The following is a 14,274-nucleotide window of genomic DNA, read 5'->3' as shown; positions in this document are numbered from 1 at the left end:
ACACGATGAAGGCGCTGGAGAAGAGCCATCCGCAGGAGGGCCTGTGGATGGTGCAGGCGCCGGTGCCGGAGATCGGCCCGGATGAGGTGCTGATCAAGGTGAAGAAGACCGGCATCTGCGGCACCGACATCCACATCTGGAACTGGGATGAATGGGCTGCGCATACCGTACCGGTGCCGATGATTACCGGCCATGAGTTTGCGGGCGAAATCGTCGAGATCGGGCGCAATGTCACCGATCTGGCGGTGGGTCAGCGCTGCTCCGGCGAGGGCCATCTGATCAAGACGGACTCGCGCCAGAGCCGGGCCGGCAAATTCCATCTGGATCCCGGCACACGCGGCATCGGGGTGAACGAGCAGGGCGCCTTTGCCCAGTATCTGAAGCTGCCGGCCTTCAACGTGGTGCCTCTGCCGGAGGATATCCCGGATGAGATCGGCGCCATTTTGGACCCCTTGGGCAATGCAGTGCACACGGCGCTGAGCTTTGATCTGTTGGGCGAAGACGTGCTGATCACCGGCGCAGGCCCCATTGGCATCATGGCGGCGGCGGTGGCGAAACACGCCGGCGCGCGCCATGTAGTGATCACCGATATCAACCCGGACCGTCTGACGCTGGCGGAACATGTGGCGCCGGCAGTGCGCGCGGTGAACGTGGCGCAGGAGGACCTGCAGGACGTGGTGCGCGATTTGGGCCTGAAACAGGGGTTTGACGTCGGGCTGGAGATGTCCGGAAGCCAGGCGGCTCTGGATCAGATGGTCGAGGCGCTGGTGATGGGCGGCAAGATTGCTCTGTTGGGCATTCCGCCGGGAAAATCGCCGGTCGACTGGTCGCGTATCGTGTTCAAGGCAATCACCCTCAAGGGCGTCTATGGCCGCGAAATGTTCGAGACTTGGTACAAGATGATCGCCATGCTGCAGAACGGGCTGGATGTGGGCCGGGTGATCACCCACCGGTTTGGCGTGGATGACTTTGCCGAAGGCTTTGCGGCGATGAAGTCCGGGTCCAGCGGCAAAGTGGTGCTGGACTGGACCTGATTTTGTTTTAGGGGCCGATAAAGGGGGCTTTGCCCCCTCGCGCCGCTGGCACTCACCCCCAGGATATTTTGGGCCAGAAGAATAAGGAGAACTACGGGGTCAGCGGTTGGCGGCCGTATTCCGTGAGCAGCCAACAGCTGCGGCCTTCGAATACAGCGGCACTGAGCGGGCGGCCGTAGCCGGCGCCGCCGTCGAGGTTGATGCGGTTGCCGTAATGGCCGGGGCGGTCCACTGGCGTATGGCCATGCACAATCAGCTTCGGGTGCCGGCCTGAATAATTGTGGAAGCTCTGGCGAATCCAGATCAGATCATTCTCGCTTTGCTTTGCCAGCGGCACACCAGGGCGGATGCCTGCATGGACAAAGGCAATCTCAGGGGTTTCGTGCATGGGTTTCAGGCTGCGCAGAAAATCGACATGGCGCCGGGGGACTGCGCCCTTGGCACGGGCGTGGAGATCCTCCAGCCGGGTGCGGTCATCAAACTGCAACCCGTAGCTATCCAGCGTTTCAGTGCCGCCAAGGCGGTCATGCAACCAATGGTACCCGACCAGCAAATGCGGGTCATGGCGGGGCGTGTCCTCCATGAACCAGGCAAACATCCGGTCATGGTTGCCTAACAGCGTTATCCAGTCGCGCCCCTCCTTCTGACCTGCGGTCAGCCGGTCCAGCACCCCGCGGCTGTCCGGGCCGCGGTCTGTGTAATCGCCCAGAAAGACAATCCGCGCGTCCGGGCCGCCGTCGGCCTCGATCCGGGTCAATGCCTCATCCAGCATGGCAAGCTGGCCGTGAATGTCGCCGATCGCATAGAGAGGCGCGGTCATTGCAAGGTCCTTTGTTTGAAGAGGCCGGATACGAAAACGCCGCCCTTATAACCGGGCGGCGTTCCTGATTGAACCAGTTACGCAGTCAACTTTCAGACGACGTCGAAGGCCAGCGGCTTGATCTGGTTGAACAACCCGGTTTCGGCCAGCTTGGCTCGGACCTCTGCCGGCACCTCGTCATCCACATAAAGCAGCGCGATGGCTTCGCCGCCCGCTTCAGAGCGGCCCAGGGTGAAATTGGCGATATTCACATCGCTTTCGCCCAGAGTGTGGCCCAGGGTGCCTATGATGCCGGGCACGTCCTCGTTGGTGGTGTACAGCATATGCGCACCGACCTCGGCCTCGATGTTGATACCCTTGATCTGGATGAACCGCGGCTTGCCGTCGGAAAACACGGTGCCCGCCACTGAACGCTCGCGCTTGGAAGTCACTGCGGTCACCTTGACATAACCGTCGAATGTACCGGATTTGTCCTGGTTTGTGGTCGAAATCTGGATGCCGCGCTCCTTGGCGACCACCGGGGCCGAGACCATGTTCACCTCGGGGTTGGCGCGTTTCATGATTCCGGCAATCACTGCACAGTTCAGTGCGTCCAGATTCATCTCCGAAGCGGCACCGTCATAGAGGATGTTGATCGCCTTGATCGGTTCATCCGTCATCTGGCCCACGAAGGAACCCAGATGATCAGCCAATTTGATCCAGGGGCCCATGATCTTAGCTTCTTCCGCCGTCACCGAAGGCATGTTGAGCGCATTTTCCACCGCGCCGGTCAGCAGGTAATTGGACATCTGCTCGGCCACTTGCAGAGCGACGTTTTCCTGCGCCTCGGTCGTAGCAGCACCCAAGTGCGGGGTGCAGACCACATTGGGCAGGCCGAAGAGCGCGTTTTCCTTGGCCGGCTCGACCGAGAACACGTCGAAAGCCGCGCCTGCCACATGGCCGGAGGTCAAGAGTTCCGCCAGCGCGCCTTCGTCCACCAGGCCGCCGCGGGCGCAGTTGATGATGCGCACGCCCTTCTTGGTCTTCTCCAGGTTTTCCTTGGACAGGATGTTACGGGTCTGGTCGGTCAACGGCACATGCAAGGTGATGAAGTCGGCACGGGCCAGCAGCTCGTCCAGCTCCACCTTTTCGACTCCCATCTGATCGGCCTTCTCAGTGCTCAGATAAGGATCATAAGCCACTACCTTCATCTTGAGGCCGCGGGCGCGGTCGCAGACGATGCCGCCGATGTTGCCGGCGCCGATCACTCCCAGGGTCTTGGCGGTCAGTTCGGTGCCCATGAACTTGGACTTTTCCCATTTACCGGCGTGAGTGGACGCCGAAGCCTCAGGCAGCTGGCGGGCGGTGGCAAACATCATTGCGATGGCGTGTTCGGCGGTGGTGATCATGTTGCCGAAGGGCGTGTTCATCACAATGACGCCGCGCTTGGAGGCGGCTTCCTTATCGATGTTGTCGGTGCCGATGCCGGCTCGGCCAATCACCTTGAGGTTATCGGCGTTCTCCAGGATCTTTTCGGTCACTTTAGTCGCCGAGCGGATGGCGAGGCCATCATACTGGCCAATGATTTCCGCCAGTTTGTCCTTGTCCTTGCCCACATCGGGCAGGAAATCGACGTCGATGCCGCGGTCGCGGAAGATCTGCACGGCGGCCTCAGAAAGTTTGTCGGAGATGAGGACTTTGGGAGCCATGTTTGCGGTCCTTTTCATACGGGGGCCTGTGCGGCCTGAAATTGAGAGGGGTCCCACGAGTGGGGGATCCGGGGCCGGCGCCCCGGAACAGGGCCTGAATCAGGCCGCTTCGGTCTGGAGGGCGATCTCGGCCTCGAAGGCCCATTTGATCCAGGGCATCAGCGCTGCCACATCAGTGGCTTCGACCGTGCCGCCGCACCAGATCCGCAGGCCCGCAGGCGCGTCGCGGTAGGCGCCGATGTCATAGGCCACGCCTTCGTTCTCCAGCCGCTTGGCCACGGCCTTGGCAAAGGCGGCGCCGTCCTGGATGCGCTCATCGGTGAACTTGAGGCAGACGCTGGTGTTGGAACGGTATTCCGGCTGTTCCGCCAGGAAGGCGATCCAGGGGTTGTCCTGCACAAAGCTTTGCACCGCGGCGAGATTGGCGTAGGCGCGTTCGCGCAGGCCTTCCAAGCCGCCCACCGAGCGGGCCCAGTCGAGCGCCAGCAGGTAGTCCTCCACCGCCAGCATCGAGGGCGTGTTGATGGTGGCGCCCTGGAAGATGCCTTCGATCAGCTTGCCGCCCTTGGTCAGGCGGAAGATCTTGGGCAGCGGCCAGGCAGGGGTGTAGCTTTCCAGCCGTTGCACTGCGCGGGGGCTGAGAATGATCATGCCATGCGCTGCTTCGCCGCCCAGCACCTTCTGCCAGGAGAAGGTGGTCACATCCAGCTTGTCCCAGGGCAAATGCTGCGCAAAGGCCGCGGAGGTCGCGTCGCAAATCGTCAGGCCTTCGCGGTCCGCCGGGATCCAGTCGCCGTTGGGCACCCGCACGCCAGAGGTGGTGCCGTTCCAGGTGAAGACAACGTCATTGGTGAAATCGACAGAGGCAAGGTCCACGATCTGGCCGTAATCGGCGGTCTTGACGGTGGCGTCCAGCTTCAGCTGCTTCACCGCGTCAGTCACCCAGCCGGAGCCGAAGCTTTCCCAGGCCAGCATTTCAACACCGCGGGCACCCAGCAGGTTCCACATCGCCATTTCCACCGCACCGGTATCCGACGCAGGGACAATGCCGATTTTGTAATCAGCAGGGATATTCAGAATTTCACGGGTGCCTTCGATTGCAGCCTTCAGGCGCTCCTTGCCCACCGCAGCGCGGTGCGACCGGCCCAGCGGGGCGTTGGCCAGTTTGGCGACGTCAAAGACTGGAGGTTTGGCGCAGGGGCCAGAAGAAAAACGCGGATTGGCCGGCCGCGTGACCGGGTGTGCAATAGCCATAAATGCTACCCTTCCAGATAAGCGCCCCTCGTTGGGGAGGGGTGTCCCGCCATCAGAGCTAGGCCGCTGCAGCGCGGCATGCAACAGAAAAGTCGGAGAAATACGGCCATACGCACTCTTTTTGCGACACACTTTTCCACCATCGGAAACAAGCGCCCTGAATTCACTTCTGGCGGCCTGCCTTATAACGCCCCCTGTTTTCCACAGCATCGAGCAGGCTGGCCGATCCAGCGGCGGGCCGTTATGACAAGACGAATCCCGACAAAACGGAGCCTGCCGATGTTTGCTGCCACCCTGCTTTGCAACCCTGCCAGCCCGGGTTTGGAGCCTGCGCTGATCGAATCGCTGCGCAATGCTTGGGGCGGCGGCGAGGCCGTCTGGCTAGCCCCGGGTGCCGCGGCTGAGTTTCCGCTGGCGCAGATGCCGGACAACCGCTGGGAGGTCTGGGAGGATCTGCAGAAGCTGGGCGTGGATCTGGTTATTCAGCCCAACGCCGGACGGAAAAAGAAGATGCTGCTGGCCGACATGGATTCCACCATGATCCAGCAAGAGTGCATTGACGAACTGGCAGAGGAAGCGGGCGTTGGCGCGCGGGTCAAGGACATCACCGCACGGGCAATGAACGGCGAGCTGGATTTTGAAGGCGCACTGACCGAGCGGGTGGGACTGTTGAAAGGGCTGCCAGAAACGGTGATCGCCAAGGTGCTGGCCGAGCGCATCACGCTGATGCCCGGCGGCAGGCATCTGCTGGCCACGATGAAGGCAGAGGGCGCCTATGCGGCGCTGGTGTCCGGCGGCTTCACGGCGTTCACCGCTCAGGTGGCGGCCGAGCTGGGGTTTGATGAAAACCGCGCCAACACGCTGTTGATAAATGACGGCAAGCTGACCGGAGAAGCAGGCAGGCCGATATTGGGCCGGGAAGCCAAGGTGGAGGCGCTGGAGCAGATCACCGCCCGGCAGGGGATTGGCGAGGCGGATGTCATTGCTGTTGGCGACGGCGCCAATGATCTGGGAATGCTGAAACGTGCGGGCGCCGGCGTAGCCTTGCATGCAAAACCTTCGGTCGCGGCGGAATGCGATATCCGCATCAACCACGGCGACCTGACTGCGTTGCTGTACATCCAAGGCTACGGCCAGGACGATTTCAAAGGCTGATCAATCACATGCTGGAAGTGGGGATCGAAACCCTGCTGCTTTTGCTGGCAGCCGGGTTTGTCGCGGGTTTCATTGACGCGGTTGCCGGCGGCGGCGGACTGGTCACTTTGCCTGTTCTGCTGCTGGCGGGGGCCAGCCCGGTCACGGCCCTGGCGACAAACAAGGTCCAGGCGCTGTTCGGGGCCGCCACCGCGGCAGCCACCTATGCCCGAGCCGGCCACGTTGATCTGAAATCGCAGCGTATACCTGCGCTGATAGCCTTTGCCGCGTCCGTCGCAGGAGCCTTTCTGGTGACCTTCCTGCCCACCGAGTGGATCCGGCTGTTCCTGCCGGTGCTGCTGATTGCCATTGCCATCTTCTTTGCAACCAAGAAAGGCTTGGATGATCTGGACCGGCAGCGCCGCCTGTCGCCTGCCCTGTTTGCCGCAACAATGGTTCCTTTGTGCGGTGCCTATGACGGGCTGCTGGGACCGGGGGCAGGCAGTTTCTACATGCTCGCCTTTGTCTCCATTGCTGGTTACGGCATCCTTAAGGCCACGGCCCATACCAAGCTGTTGAACTTTGCTTCCAATGCGGGCGGCCTTGTTGCCTTTTCCTTTTTCGCCTCCCCCTGGTGGATCACGGGCTTGCTGATGGGATTGGCCCAGATTGCCGGTGCGCGGGCAGGAGCCGGGCTTGCAAAAAGGCAGGGGGCGAAGCTGATCAAACCGCTGCTGGTGCTGACCTCAATAACCCTGGCGGCCAAGCTGCTTTGGGATATGCGGTGATTTCCTGACCCGGACCTGCCGCCGCCGGTACCGGCAGCGGCAGCGGCAACGGACCTTGGGCCGCGCGGTTTTGTCTTGCTGTATACGGGCCAATTGCACCCAGATGTCTACTACCATTTTTAACCTGACACTTAATTAACAAAAGTGATAATAATAGATATGATACCGATTCTGAAGTCTTTTGCCGCGCTGTCGGATGAAACCCGTATGTCGATTGTGGACCAGCTGATTCTCAAAGGCGAACTGCCTGCAGGCGATCTAGCACCGGGTGCGGGCATTTCGGCGCCTGCGATCTCGCGCCATCTGAAGGTGCTGCGCGAGGCCGGGCTGGTCACGCAGCGCGCCGATGGCACCAAGCGGCTGTATTCCGCCCGCCCCGAAGGCCTGCGGATGATTGCCGATTGGACCCAGTCCCGGCGCGCCTTTTGGGAGGGCGGTCTGGACCGGCTGAAGGCGGCTTTACTGGAAGATGACACCTGATGGAGGAAACCGCATGAGTGATCTGCAGCTGCAAAGGGTTTTTCCCGTCAGTCCGGAAAAACTGTTCGCCTGGGTGACCACCCCGAACAAGCTGCTGCAATGGTGGGGCCCGGAGGGGGTGCATATCCCGGAACATGATCTGGACCTGAGCCGCACCGGCCCTTGGTTTTCCGTCATGCAGAACAGTGACGGCCAGCAGTTCCATGTCTCTGGCCAAGTAACCCATGTGGATGTGCCGAAGTCCGTCGGCTTCACGTGGGCCTGGCACGACGAGAACGGAAACCGCGGCGCCGAAAGCCATGTGACCTTTACAATTGCTGCCACCGAAAACGGCGCCATGCTGCTGATTGACCACCGTGATCTGGACGGCAGCGAGATCGCGTCGCGCCACGAACAGGGCTGGACTTCGACCCTGCGCAAGCTGGAGGCGCAACTGGCCGAAAACGCCTGAACAGGAATTCATCGCAACCAAGGGAGAAAACCAATGCCACAGTTCATTTTTGCCTATCACGGCGGCAAGAAGCCCGAGAGCGAAGCAGAAGGCGCCAAGGAAATGGAGGCCTGGAAAAACTGGATGGGGTCGATGGGAGACGCGCTGAAGGTCCCGGGCGCGCCGGTTGGCCTCTCCAAGACAGTCAGCGCCGGAGGGGTCGTGGACAATGGCGGCGCCAATCCGCTTTCGGGCTACACGGTGGTCGAAGCGGCCGATCAGGATGCTGCCTGCGAAATGGCCAAGGGCTGCCCGATGGTGGTGGGCGGCAACGGTTCGGTCGAAGTGGCCGAGATCATCGACATGGAAATGTAGGCTGCATGCCCCGGGACAGGCCCGGGGCATCTATTTTCAGAACAGCAATTCGGCTGCCGGGCGGATGGATCCGCACTCCAGCCCGCGGCGGCTGTAGAGTGTCTTGTTCATGTATTTGCGGGTTTCCGGATGCTTCGCCTCCAGCACACCAAGGCTGACCATCAGCGCCGCTATCGCGCATTCGCTGGCGCGGGTGGCGCCGTCAGTGATTTTCAAGGCTACGCCCATCTTCTGTTCAGGCAGGATCGCGATGAACACCGCCTCGGCTCCGGTCTTGATCGCCGCTTTTCCGCCCATGGCCCGCATCAGGTTGGTGCAGCAGCGGGTTTCGCCTGCAACCAATTCGGGATGCGCCGTCATCGCCGCGACCAGTTGTTGCGCCGCTTGCGACGCGCGATCGGAACGGTCTGCGGCGCTGGCAAACCACGCCATCGAGCGCGCAAGGCCGGTAACCGTGGTGGCAAAGTTCGGCGCTGAGCAGCCGTCAATGCCATAGCCCGGGCTGTCCTGGCCAGTGGTTTCCTCAAACGCGGCCAGACAGGCCTGCTGCACCGGGTGATCAACCTCGATGTACTCCGCCCCGGCGCCCAAGTACTGGGTCAGGGTCAGAAAACCCGCGTGCTTGCCGGAACAGTTGTTGTGCACCTGGCAGGGGCTGTTGTCGGTCTTGATCAATTCATTGCGGGCCGGGATGTCGTCTGGCAATTGCGTGCCGCAGCGGAAGTCATCATCGCCAAGGCCCAGCTGATCGAGCCAGCTGTTCACCCGGTCTGTATGGATGTGCGCGCCATTGTGGGAGGCGCAGGCCAGGGCCAGCTGTTCAGACGTCAGACCATAGCGCGCAGCGGCGCCGGAGGTAATCAGCGGCAGCGCCTGGATCATCTTGGCCGAGCTGCGCGGGTAGATCACCGCATCCGGGTCCCCCCAGCTGCGCACCACCTTGCCCGTGTCATCACAAATGACGGCATGCCCCAAATGCAGGCTCTCCAGCAGCGGGCCCCGCCAGACTTCGGCCATGGGCACAGGTTTCGGCATGATGTCTCCCCTTATCTTTCCGTGCGGTTTTCTGGGCGAAATCCTGCCAAAACGCACTTTCGCCCGTGGTGCTAGTTACGTTAGTGTGCTTGTGTAGCGCAAGCGAGGGGATCGGGATCAGACAGCGGTTGAAACGCTGCGGGCCCTTTGTTTGGTATTTGAGGTTTAGAGAACAGTCTTGGAGTCGGGACAAATGGCATTGAAACTCGCCCGCGTGGCTGCGGGCCTGTGTCTGGCAGCATTGGCAACCACCGCATCTGCGCAAGCAACGTCGAATAATCGCGTTGCAGCCAAGGTGGACTGGAGCGTCTTTGAAGGCGACAATCCGAATGAATGCTGGGGGGTTTCCGCACCAAAGGAAACCGTGAACACCCGCGACGGCCGCGTCGTGGCGGTGCGCCGCAGCGAAATCCAGCTGTTTGTCACCTTCCGCAGCAGCGACACCCCCAAAGGCGAAGTCAGCTTTACCGGCGGCTATCCGTTTGCGCCGGGATCCACCGTGAACATGGCCATTGGCGAGTCCGAATTTGAACTGTTCACCGAGGGCGAATGGGCCTGGCCGGCCACACCTGCGGACGACGCCAAGATTGTCACCGCCATGAAGCGCGGCGCAAATGCGGTGCTGACCGCGCGATCTGCCCGGGGCACCCAAACCAAAGACAGCTTCTCGCTGCTGGGATTCACGGCCGCCTTGGAAGACGCGGAAAAACGCTGCAGCAAGTAATATCTGCTGCCTAGCGGAAACACACCAAACCTCGGCTCGCGCCGGGGTTTTCTTGTTTGAAGCCCGCAAGCGGCCTAGCATGGGAAGCAGGAGGTGCCTGCCATGCCGAACTCAGCCAGTCTCCCGTGCGCTTGCCTTGCAGTTGCGCTGCTTTTCCCGCCTGCTTTTGCCAATCCGGCGCTGGAATGCGGCGCGGGAAGCCGTGAGGAAGTCGGTTCCTGCGTGGCGGATGATGAAGAGGGAGTGGAAGCCGCACTGCTCAACGCGTTGGAAGCCGCAATGGTCGCCGCTGCAGAGCGTGACAACACCAATGGCGGGACTGCCGTTGAAGCTGCACTGATTGAGAGCCAAACCGCATGGGAAGCGTTCCGGGGCGCGCATTGCGCCTTTGCCGGCGAAGCCCATGCAGTGCGTGAAGACGCCGGAATTGCAACGCGGGCGTGCTGGACGACCTTGGGACGCGCCCGGGTCGAGGAGCTGGTGCGGTTTTCCAGATAGGCACTGGTCAGTGCGGCGGTCTGAAATATGCGTTCAAGGATTCCTTTTGATCTTTCGCGGGAATCCTATATAGAGCCGCATCCGCCCACCAGCACCGAGGCTAAAGCCCATGACCGCCAGCGCGCCGATTACCCAGGACGTATTGACCCTGCCCCGCAAGGATCCCGAAGGCGGCAAGATCAACCTTGTCGGCCTCACCCGCGAGCGCATGCGCGAGGTGTTAATCGAACACGGCACACCGGAAAAACAGGCCAAGATGCGTGTCGGACAGATCTGGCAGTGGATCTACCAGTGGGGCAAGCGCGACTTCGCGGATATGACCAACCTGGCCAAAGCCTACCGCGCAGACCTGGCAGACACCTTCGAAGTCCGCATCCCGGAAGTGGTGAGTAAGCAGGTCTCCACCGACGGCACCCGCAAATACCTGGTGCGGATCGCCGGCGGGCATGAAGTCGAGGTGGTCTATATCCCCGAAGACGGCCGCGGCACGCTGTGCATCTCGTCCCAAGTGGGCTGCACCCTGACCTGCTCGTTCTGCCACACCGGCACCCAGAAGCTGGTGCGCAACCTGACCCCGGCCGAGATTGTCGGCCAGGTGATGATGGCGCGCGACGATCTGGAGGAATGGCCGGTGCCTGGCGCGCCCAAGGATGAAACCCGCCTGTTGTCGAACATCGTTCTGATGGGCATGGGGGAGCCGCTGTACAACTTCGACAACGTCCGCGACGCGATGAAGATTGCGATGGATCCTGAGGGCATCTCGCTCAGCCGCCGCCGGATTACCCTGTCGACCTCAGGCGTGGTGCCGGAGATTGCCCGCACTGCCGAAGAAATCGGCTGTCTGCTGGCGATTTCCTTCCACGCCACCACCAACGAGATCCGCGACAAGCTGGTGCCGATCAACAAGCGCTGGAATATTGACGAGCTGCTGCAGGCACTTGCGGATTACCCCAAAGTGTCGAACTCCGAGCGGATCACATTTGAATATGTGATGCTGGACGGGGTCAATGACACTGACGCGGACGCGCACCGGCTGATCGAGCACATCAAGCGCTACAACATCCCGGCCAAGATCAACCTGATCCCGTTCAACGAATGGCCCGGCAGCCCCTACAGGCGGTCCTCGAACAACCGCATCCATGCCTTTGCCAATATCGTCTATCAGGCCGGTTATGCCTCGCCGATCCGCAAGACGCGGGGCGATGATATTATGGCGGCCTGCGGCCAGCTGAAATCGGCAACCGAGCGCGCCCGCAAGAGCCGCAAGCAGATTGAGGCCGAAGCCGGGTTGAAGTAACCCGGATCCGGCCCCGGTGCGGCAGGTTCCCCGGCTGCCATATCAAGTAAACAGGAAGTGGTCCTCGGTGAGCGTGCCGGTATAGCCCGTCAACTCGATCTGGTGACTGCCGAAAAATCCGATCAGGGTGCTGCCATTTTCCTGTGTGATGGTCAGATCGCTGAAGTCTTCCACTGAGGTGTCAAAGAATTCGATCCGGTCATCGCCTTTGCCAAAATCCGTGATGACTTCGTCTTCCCAATAATCGGCAGACACGAACACAAAAACATCCGCGTGTTTCCCCCCTGTCAAAACGTCAGATCCTTCACCGCCGACAAGACGGTCTTTGCCGTTGCCGCCGATCAGCCTGTCATCCCCCTGGCCGCCGAAAAGCGTGTCCCTGCCGCCATTTCCTTTCAGAAAATCGTCTTCATCGTAGGCGCCTGAATAATCGGTCTCATCCAATCCGCCGATCAAAACGTCCGATCCCTTACCGCCCACTAGCCTGTCTTCGCCATAGCCCCCAGTAAGACTGTCAGCGCCGCCGCCGCCGAACAAGTGGTCATCCGCTTCGTGGCCGATGACCGTATCTTCGCCGCCCTTTGCATAAATCTTGGTATCCTGTCCGGTCGCCAATACAGTTTCTGCACGGCTGCTGGCCTTGATCACCACGTCGCCCGCCGTATTGACGTAAGCTCTCCATCCTGCGGTTCCGCCGGTATCGCCATATATATGGGTCAGAGCTTGCACATCAAATGTGCCCAGCTCAGTGACATTGTACCCGGCATGATTATAGGTCATCACGGTGTGTGCCTGGTCGTCCAGATGGTCCGCCAGCGTATTGTCGCCGTCATGCGGATGTTCAAGACCCAGCGCATGGCCGATCTCGTGCAGCACCGTTTCATAGCCATAGGATCCCGGTGCCATATCAGTGCTTTCAATCGCCAGCTCCCCCTCATTGGTGGAGTAGGAGTTGGACCAGGCAAGATCCGCCCAGCCTGCAGCAGAGCCGCCGTTGTAGCCAAAGGCGTTGATCATTGCCGGACCGTCCGTTTCGACAAACAGCAAGCCGGACGCCTCTTCAAACTCCGCAAGAGCCAGGCGGAAATAGTCGCGCTGCGTGCTGTTGAAGGGCCAATAGCTGCTGGCACCATAGGGGTCGTCAGCCACATCCCCCAAGTCACCGCTATCGACAAAGCTGTAGGTCACCACAGTTTGAGTGCCGAGATCAGCTAGGCTGTTCCAGCGGAGGCTGCTGTTCGATGTATAGGCTAAAAGCGCCGTGTAATCTGAAACTTCGGGCATCAACGGTCTCCACTATCCTGTCAACGGTAAGTTTTTGTTTGTAAATGTGGCCAAGTTTGGCCCGCTTCCGGCCTCAGGCCGATCGAAGAAATGACAATTTGCTGCAATTGGCAATTTACCGCGCGAAAACCGTCTGATGAAGTCCGATTTCCCGCCGGCTCTCCCGCCCGCGTCGCCGCGGCATCACCACGCCTGAGAACTGTTGCACAAGAGCCGCACTCCGGAACGCAGGCCAGCCCGCCGTATTCTTTTCACAATACAGCTTAAATTCAGCCGTTTGCCGGGAACAGTTTCCAAAACGCAGACAATTCATTTTCAGAAGGACGCACAGATGGCTCCAATGGAACGCAAGACTGCCCCGATTGACCCCAGCGTGCTGGACCTGATCCGCAGCGAACGGGAAAAGGCACTTAGTCCGCGGGAATGGCAGTTCCGCCTGCGCGGGTATGGCTATTCTATAAAAACCGTAGAAGGTGCCCAGATCCTCACCCGTCTGACAACCGGTGACGAGGTTGGCAGGCTGCCGCCGGAATTTGCTTGATCCCGGCAACAGCTGCTTTGCTTACGGCGCTTAGCGCTCGCGTCCGGGCAGGCTGTCGCGCGGCGGCGCAGGCTCCCAATTTTCGATGATCTCCACCGCCTCTTGGGCGGTGTCGACCACGCGGAACAGGTCCAGATCCTGATCTGAAATGGTGCCGGCATCGGCCAGCGCCTCCCAATTGATGATCTTGTCCCAGAACGCCTTGCCGAACAGCAGGAACGGCACCCGCTCCATCCGGCCAGTCTGGATCAGGGTCAGGCTCTCGAACAGCTCATCCAGAGTTCCAAACCCGCCCGGGAACACGGTAATTGCCCGCGCCCGCATCAGGAAATGCATTTTGCGGATCGCGAAGTAGTGGAAGTTAAAGCTAAGGTCTGGCGTCACATAACCATTAGGCGCTTGCTCGTGCGGCAGAACGATTGACAGACCAATGGACTGGCCGCCTGCATCCAATGCGCCACGGTTGCCCGCCTCCATCACTCCGGGGCCGCCGCCGGTCACAATCACATTCTGACGGCCACCGCTCTCCTTCGACTTTTCGGTCATCAGCCTGGCGAACGCGCGCGCCTCATCATAGAAATGCGACAGATCCGCCAGCGTCTGAGTCCGCGCCTGATCCTTGTGCTTGGGATCCGGGATCCGGGCGCCACCGAACATCACAATGGTGCTTTCGATGCCATGCTCGTTCAGCATCAGCTCCGGTTTCAGCAGCTCCAGCTGCAACCGCACCGGGCGCAGTTCCTCGCGGCACAGAAACTCTTCATCGGCAAAGGCAAGCCGGTAGGCAGGCGCCTGGGTCTGCGGGGTGGCGGGCACATGTTCGGCCCGGTCCCGGTCGGAATGGGCATCGCGGAAACGGCTGTGGCGGTCTTCGGTCATAGAAAATCCCAGA

At 60.8% G+C, this 14,274-nt stretch carries 16 protein-coding genes; 10 read left to right on the top strand and 6 right to left on the bottom strand.

The window, feature by feature from the left end; genetic code table 11:
• Positions 1–5 precede the first annotated feature (5 nt).
• On the top strand, positions 6–1,034 hold the full coding sequence (gene tdh, locus AQUI_RS0108555) for an L-threonine 3-dehydrogenase (protein ID WP_027257150.1): 1,029 nt from the start codon (positions 6–8) through the stop codon (positions 1,032–1,034).
• A 91-nt stretch (positions 1,035–1,125) separates the two neighbouring features.
• Here tdh and AQUI_RS0108550 read toward each other — a convergent pair whose 3' ends face one another.
• The 3 genes from AQUI_RS0108550 to AQUI_RS0108540 all read right to left on the bottom strand — a co-directional run bounded on the left by AQUI_RS0108550 (position 1,126) and on the right by AQUI_RS0108540 (position 4,796).
• Entirely contained in the window at positions 1,126–1,854 is a 729-nt protein-coding gene (locus AQUI_RS0108550; protein ID WP_027257149.1) for a metallophosphoesterase family protein, read from the bottom strand.
• A gap of 92 nt (positions 1,855–1,946) precedes the next feature.
• Positions 1,947–3,542, bottom strand: coding sequence for a phosphoglycerate dehydrogenase (serA, locus tag AQUI_RS0108545; RefSeq protein ID WP_027257148.1), 1,596 nt, complete (start codon positions 3,540–3,542; stop codon positions 1,947–1,949).
• 99 nt (positions 3,543–3,641) lie between these two features.
• Complete coding sequence (locus AQUI_RS0108540) at positions 3,642–4,796, bottom strand: phosphoserine transaminase (RefSeq protein WP_027257147.1); 1,155 nt, start codon at positions 4,794–4,796, stop codon at positions 3,642–3,644.
• Positions 4,797–5,075: 279 nt separating this feature from the next.
• Here AQUI_RS0108540 and serB point away from each other — a divergent pair, with 279 nt between their 5' ends.
• From serB to AQUI_RS0108515, 5 genes are all read left to right on the top strand, one after another.
• Positions 5,076–5,951 (top strand): phosphoserine phosphatase SerB, encoded by an 876-nt coding sequence (gene serB, locus AQUI_RS0108535; RefSeq protein WP_027257146.1) that lies wholly within the window; start codon positions 5,076–5,078, stop codon positions 5,949–5,951.
• 8 nt (positions 5,952–5,959) lie between these two features.
• On the top strand, positions 5,960–6,718 hold the full coding sequence (locus AQUI_RS0108530) for a TSUP family transporter (protein WP_027257145.1): 759 nt from the start codon (positions 5,960–5,962) through the stop codon (positions 6,716–6,718).
• Between the two features lie 159 nt (positions 6,719–6,877).
• Positions 6,878–7,198 (top strand): ArsR/SmtB family transcription factor, encoded by a 321-nt coding sequence (locus AQUI_RS0108525; protein ID WP_027257144.1) that lies wholly within the window; start codon positions 6,878–6,880, stop codon positions 7,196–7,198.
• A gap of 13 nt (positions 7,199–7,211) precedes the next feature.
• Positions 7,212–7,649, top strand: coding sequence for an SRPBCC family protein (locus AQUI_RS0108520; RefSeq protein WP_027257143.1), 438 nt, complete (start codon positions 7,212–7,214; stop codon positions 7,647–7,649).
• Positions 7,650–7,682: 33 nt separating this feature from the next.
• Positions 7,683–8,003, top strand: a complete 321-nt coding sequence (locus tag AQUI_RS0108515) for a YciI family protein (protein WP_027257142.1) — start codon at positions 7,683–7,685, stop codon at positions 8,001–8,003.
• Positions 8,004–8,039: 36 nt separating this feature from the next.
• Here AQUI_RS0108515 and AQUI_RS0108510 read toward each other — a convergent pair whose 3' ends face one another.
• Complete coding sequence (locus AQUI_RS0108510) at positions 8,040–9,038, bottom strand: asparaginase (protein ID WP_027257141.1); 999 nt, start codon at positions 9,036–9,038, stop codon at positions 8,040–8,042.
• 193 nt (positions 9,039–9,231) lie between these two features.
• Here AQUI_RS0108510 and AQUI_RS0108505 point away from each other — a divergent pair, with 193 nt between their 5' ends.
• The 3 genes from AQUI_RS0108505 (at position 9,232) to rlmN (ending at position 11,557) form a co-directional block, all read left to right on the top strand.
• Positions 9,232–9,762 (top strand): invasion associated locus B family protein, encoded by a 531-nt coding sequence (locus tag AQUI_RS0108505; protein ID WP_027257140.1) that lies wholly within the window; start codon positions 9,232–9,234, stop codon positions 9,760–9,762.
• A 102-nt stretch (positions 9,763–9,864) separates the two neighbouring features.
• Positions 9,865–10,260, top strand: a complete 396-nt coding sequence (locus AQUI_RS0108500) for a lysozyme inhibitor LprI family protein (RefSeq protein WP_051371854.1) — start codon at positions 9,865–9,867, stop codon at positions 10,258–10,260.
• A 109-nt stretch (positions 10,261–10,369) separates the two neighbouring features.
• On the top strand, positions 10,370–11,557 hold the full coding sequence (gene rlmN, locus AQUI_RS0108495; protein ID WP_027257138.1) for a dual-specificity RNA methyltransferase RlmN: 1,188 nt from the start codon (positions 10,370–10,372) through the stop codon (positions 11,555–11,557).
• A gap of 42 nt (positions 11,558–11,599) precedes the next feature.
• Here rlmN and AQUI_RS0108490 read toward each other — a convergent pair whose 3' ends face one another.
• On the bottom strand, positions 11,600–12,841 hold the full coding sequence (locus tag AQUI_RS0108490; RefSeq protein WP_027257137.1) for a reprolysin-like metallopeptidase: 1,242 nt from the start codon (positions 12,839–12,841) through the stop codon (positions 11,600–11,602).
• 331 nt (positions 12,842–13,172) lie between these two features.
• Here AQUI_RS0108490 and AQUI_RS0108485 point away from each other — a divergent pair, with 331 nt between their 5' ends.
• A complete protein-coding gene (locus AQUI_RS0108485; protein ID WP_027257136.1) occupies positions 13,173–13,382 on the top strand; it encodes a hypothetical protein in 210 nt (69 codons plus the stop codon).
• Between the two features lie 30 nt (positions 13,383–13,412).
• On the opposite strand, the gene AQUI_RS0108480 is transcribed toward AQUI_RS0108485, so the two are convergent.
• The gene (locus AQUI_RS0108480; RefSeq protein ID WP_027257135.1) at positions 13,413–14,261 is read right to left on the bottom strand and encodes an LOG family protein; all 849 of its coding nucleotides are present in this window, start codon (positions 14,259–14,261) and stop codon (positions 13,413–13,415) included.
• Between the last annotated feature and the right edge of the window lie 13 nt (positions 14,262–14,274).

Origin of the sequence: Leisingera aquimarina DSM 24565, from assembly GCF_000473165.1 — a bacterium.
In the GTDB taxonomy this organism is placed as follows: Bacteria; Pseudomonadota; Alphaproteobacteria; order Rhodobacterales; family Rhodobacteraceae; genus Leisingera; species Leisingera aquimarina.
The sequence above is the reverse complement of the archived record's forward strand: the minus strand, read 5'-3'. Positions and strand labels throughout refer to the sequence as shown.

Bases quoted from the DNA above. Each gene is read 5' to 3' on its own strand.
- tdh (WP_027257150.1), top strand. From the start codon at position 6: ATGAAGGCGCTGGAGAAGAGCCATCCGCAGGAGGGCCTGTGGATGGTG.
- AQUI_RS0108550 (WP_027257149.1), bottom strand. From the start codon at position 1,854: ATGACCGCGCCTCTCTATGCGATCGGCGACATTCACGGCCAGCTTGCC.
- serA (WP_027257148.1), bottom strand. From the start codon at position 3,542: ATGGCTCCCAAAGTCCTCATCTCCGACAAACTTTCTGAGGCCGCCGTG.
- AQUI_RS0108540 (WP_027257147.1), bottom strand. From the start codon at position 4,796: ATGGCTATTGCACACCCGGTCACGCGGCCGGCCAATCCGCGTTTTTCT.
- serB (WP_027257146.1), top strand. From the start codon at position 5,076: ATGTTTGCTGCCACCCTGCTTTGCAACCCTGCCAGCCCGGGTTTGGAG.
- AQUI_RS0108530 (WP_027257145.1), top strand. From the start codon at position 5,960: ATGCTGGAAGTGGGGATCGAAACCCTGCTGCTTTTGCTGGCAGCCGGG.
- AQUI_RS0108525 (WP_027257144.1), top strand. From the start codon at position 6,878: ATGATACCGATTCTGAAGTCTTTTGCCGCGCTGTCGGATGAAACCCGT.
- AQUI_RS0108520 (WP_027257143.1), top strand. From the start codon at position 7,212: ATGAGTGATCTGCAGCTGCAAAGGGTTTTTCCCGTCAGTCCGGAAAAA.
- AQUI_RS0108515 (WP_027257142.1), top strand. From the start codon at position 7,683: ATGCCACAGTTCATTTTTGCCTATCACGGCGGCAAGAAGCCCGAGAGC.
- AQUI_RS0108510 (WP_027257141.1), bottom strand. From the start codon at position 9,038: ATGCCGAAACCTGTGCCCATGGCCGAAGTCTGGCGGGGCCCGCTGCTG.
- AQUI_RS0108505 (WP_027257140.1), top strand. From the start codon at position 9,232: ATGGCATTGAAACTCGCCCGCGTGGCTGCGGGCCTGTGTCTGGCAGCA.
- AQUI_RS0108500 (WP_051371854.1), top strand. From the start codon at position 9,865: ATGCCGAACTCAGCCAGTCTCCCGTGCGCTTGCCTTGCAGTTGCGCTG.
- rlmN (WP_027257138.1), top strand. From the start codon at position 10,370: ATGACCGCCAGCGCGCCGATTACCCAGGACGTATTGACCCTGCCCCGC.
- AQUI_RS0108490 (WP_027257137.1), bottom strand. From the start codon at position 12,841: ATGCCCGAAGTTTCAGATTACACGGCGCTTTTAGCCTATACATCGAAC.
- AQUI_RS0108485 (WP_027257136.1), top strand. From the start codon at position 13,173: ATGGCTCCAATGGAACGCAAGACTGCCCCGATTGACCCCAGCGTGCTG.
- AQUI_RS0108480 (WP_027257135.1), bottom strand. From the start codon at position 14,261: ATGACCGAAGACCGCCACAGCCGTTTCCGCGATGCCCATTCCGACCGG.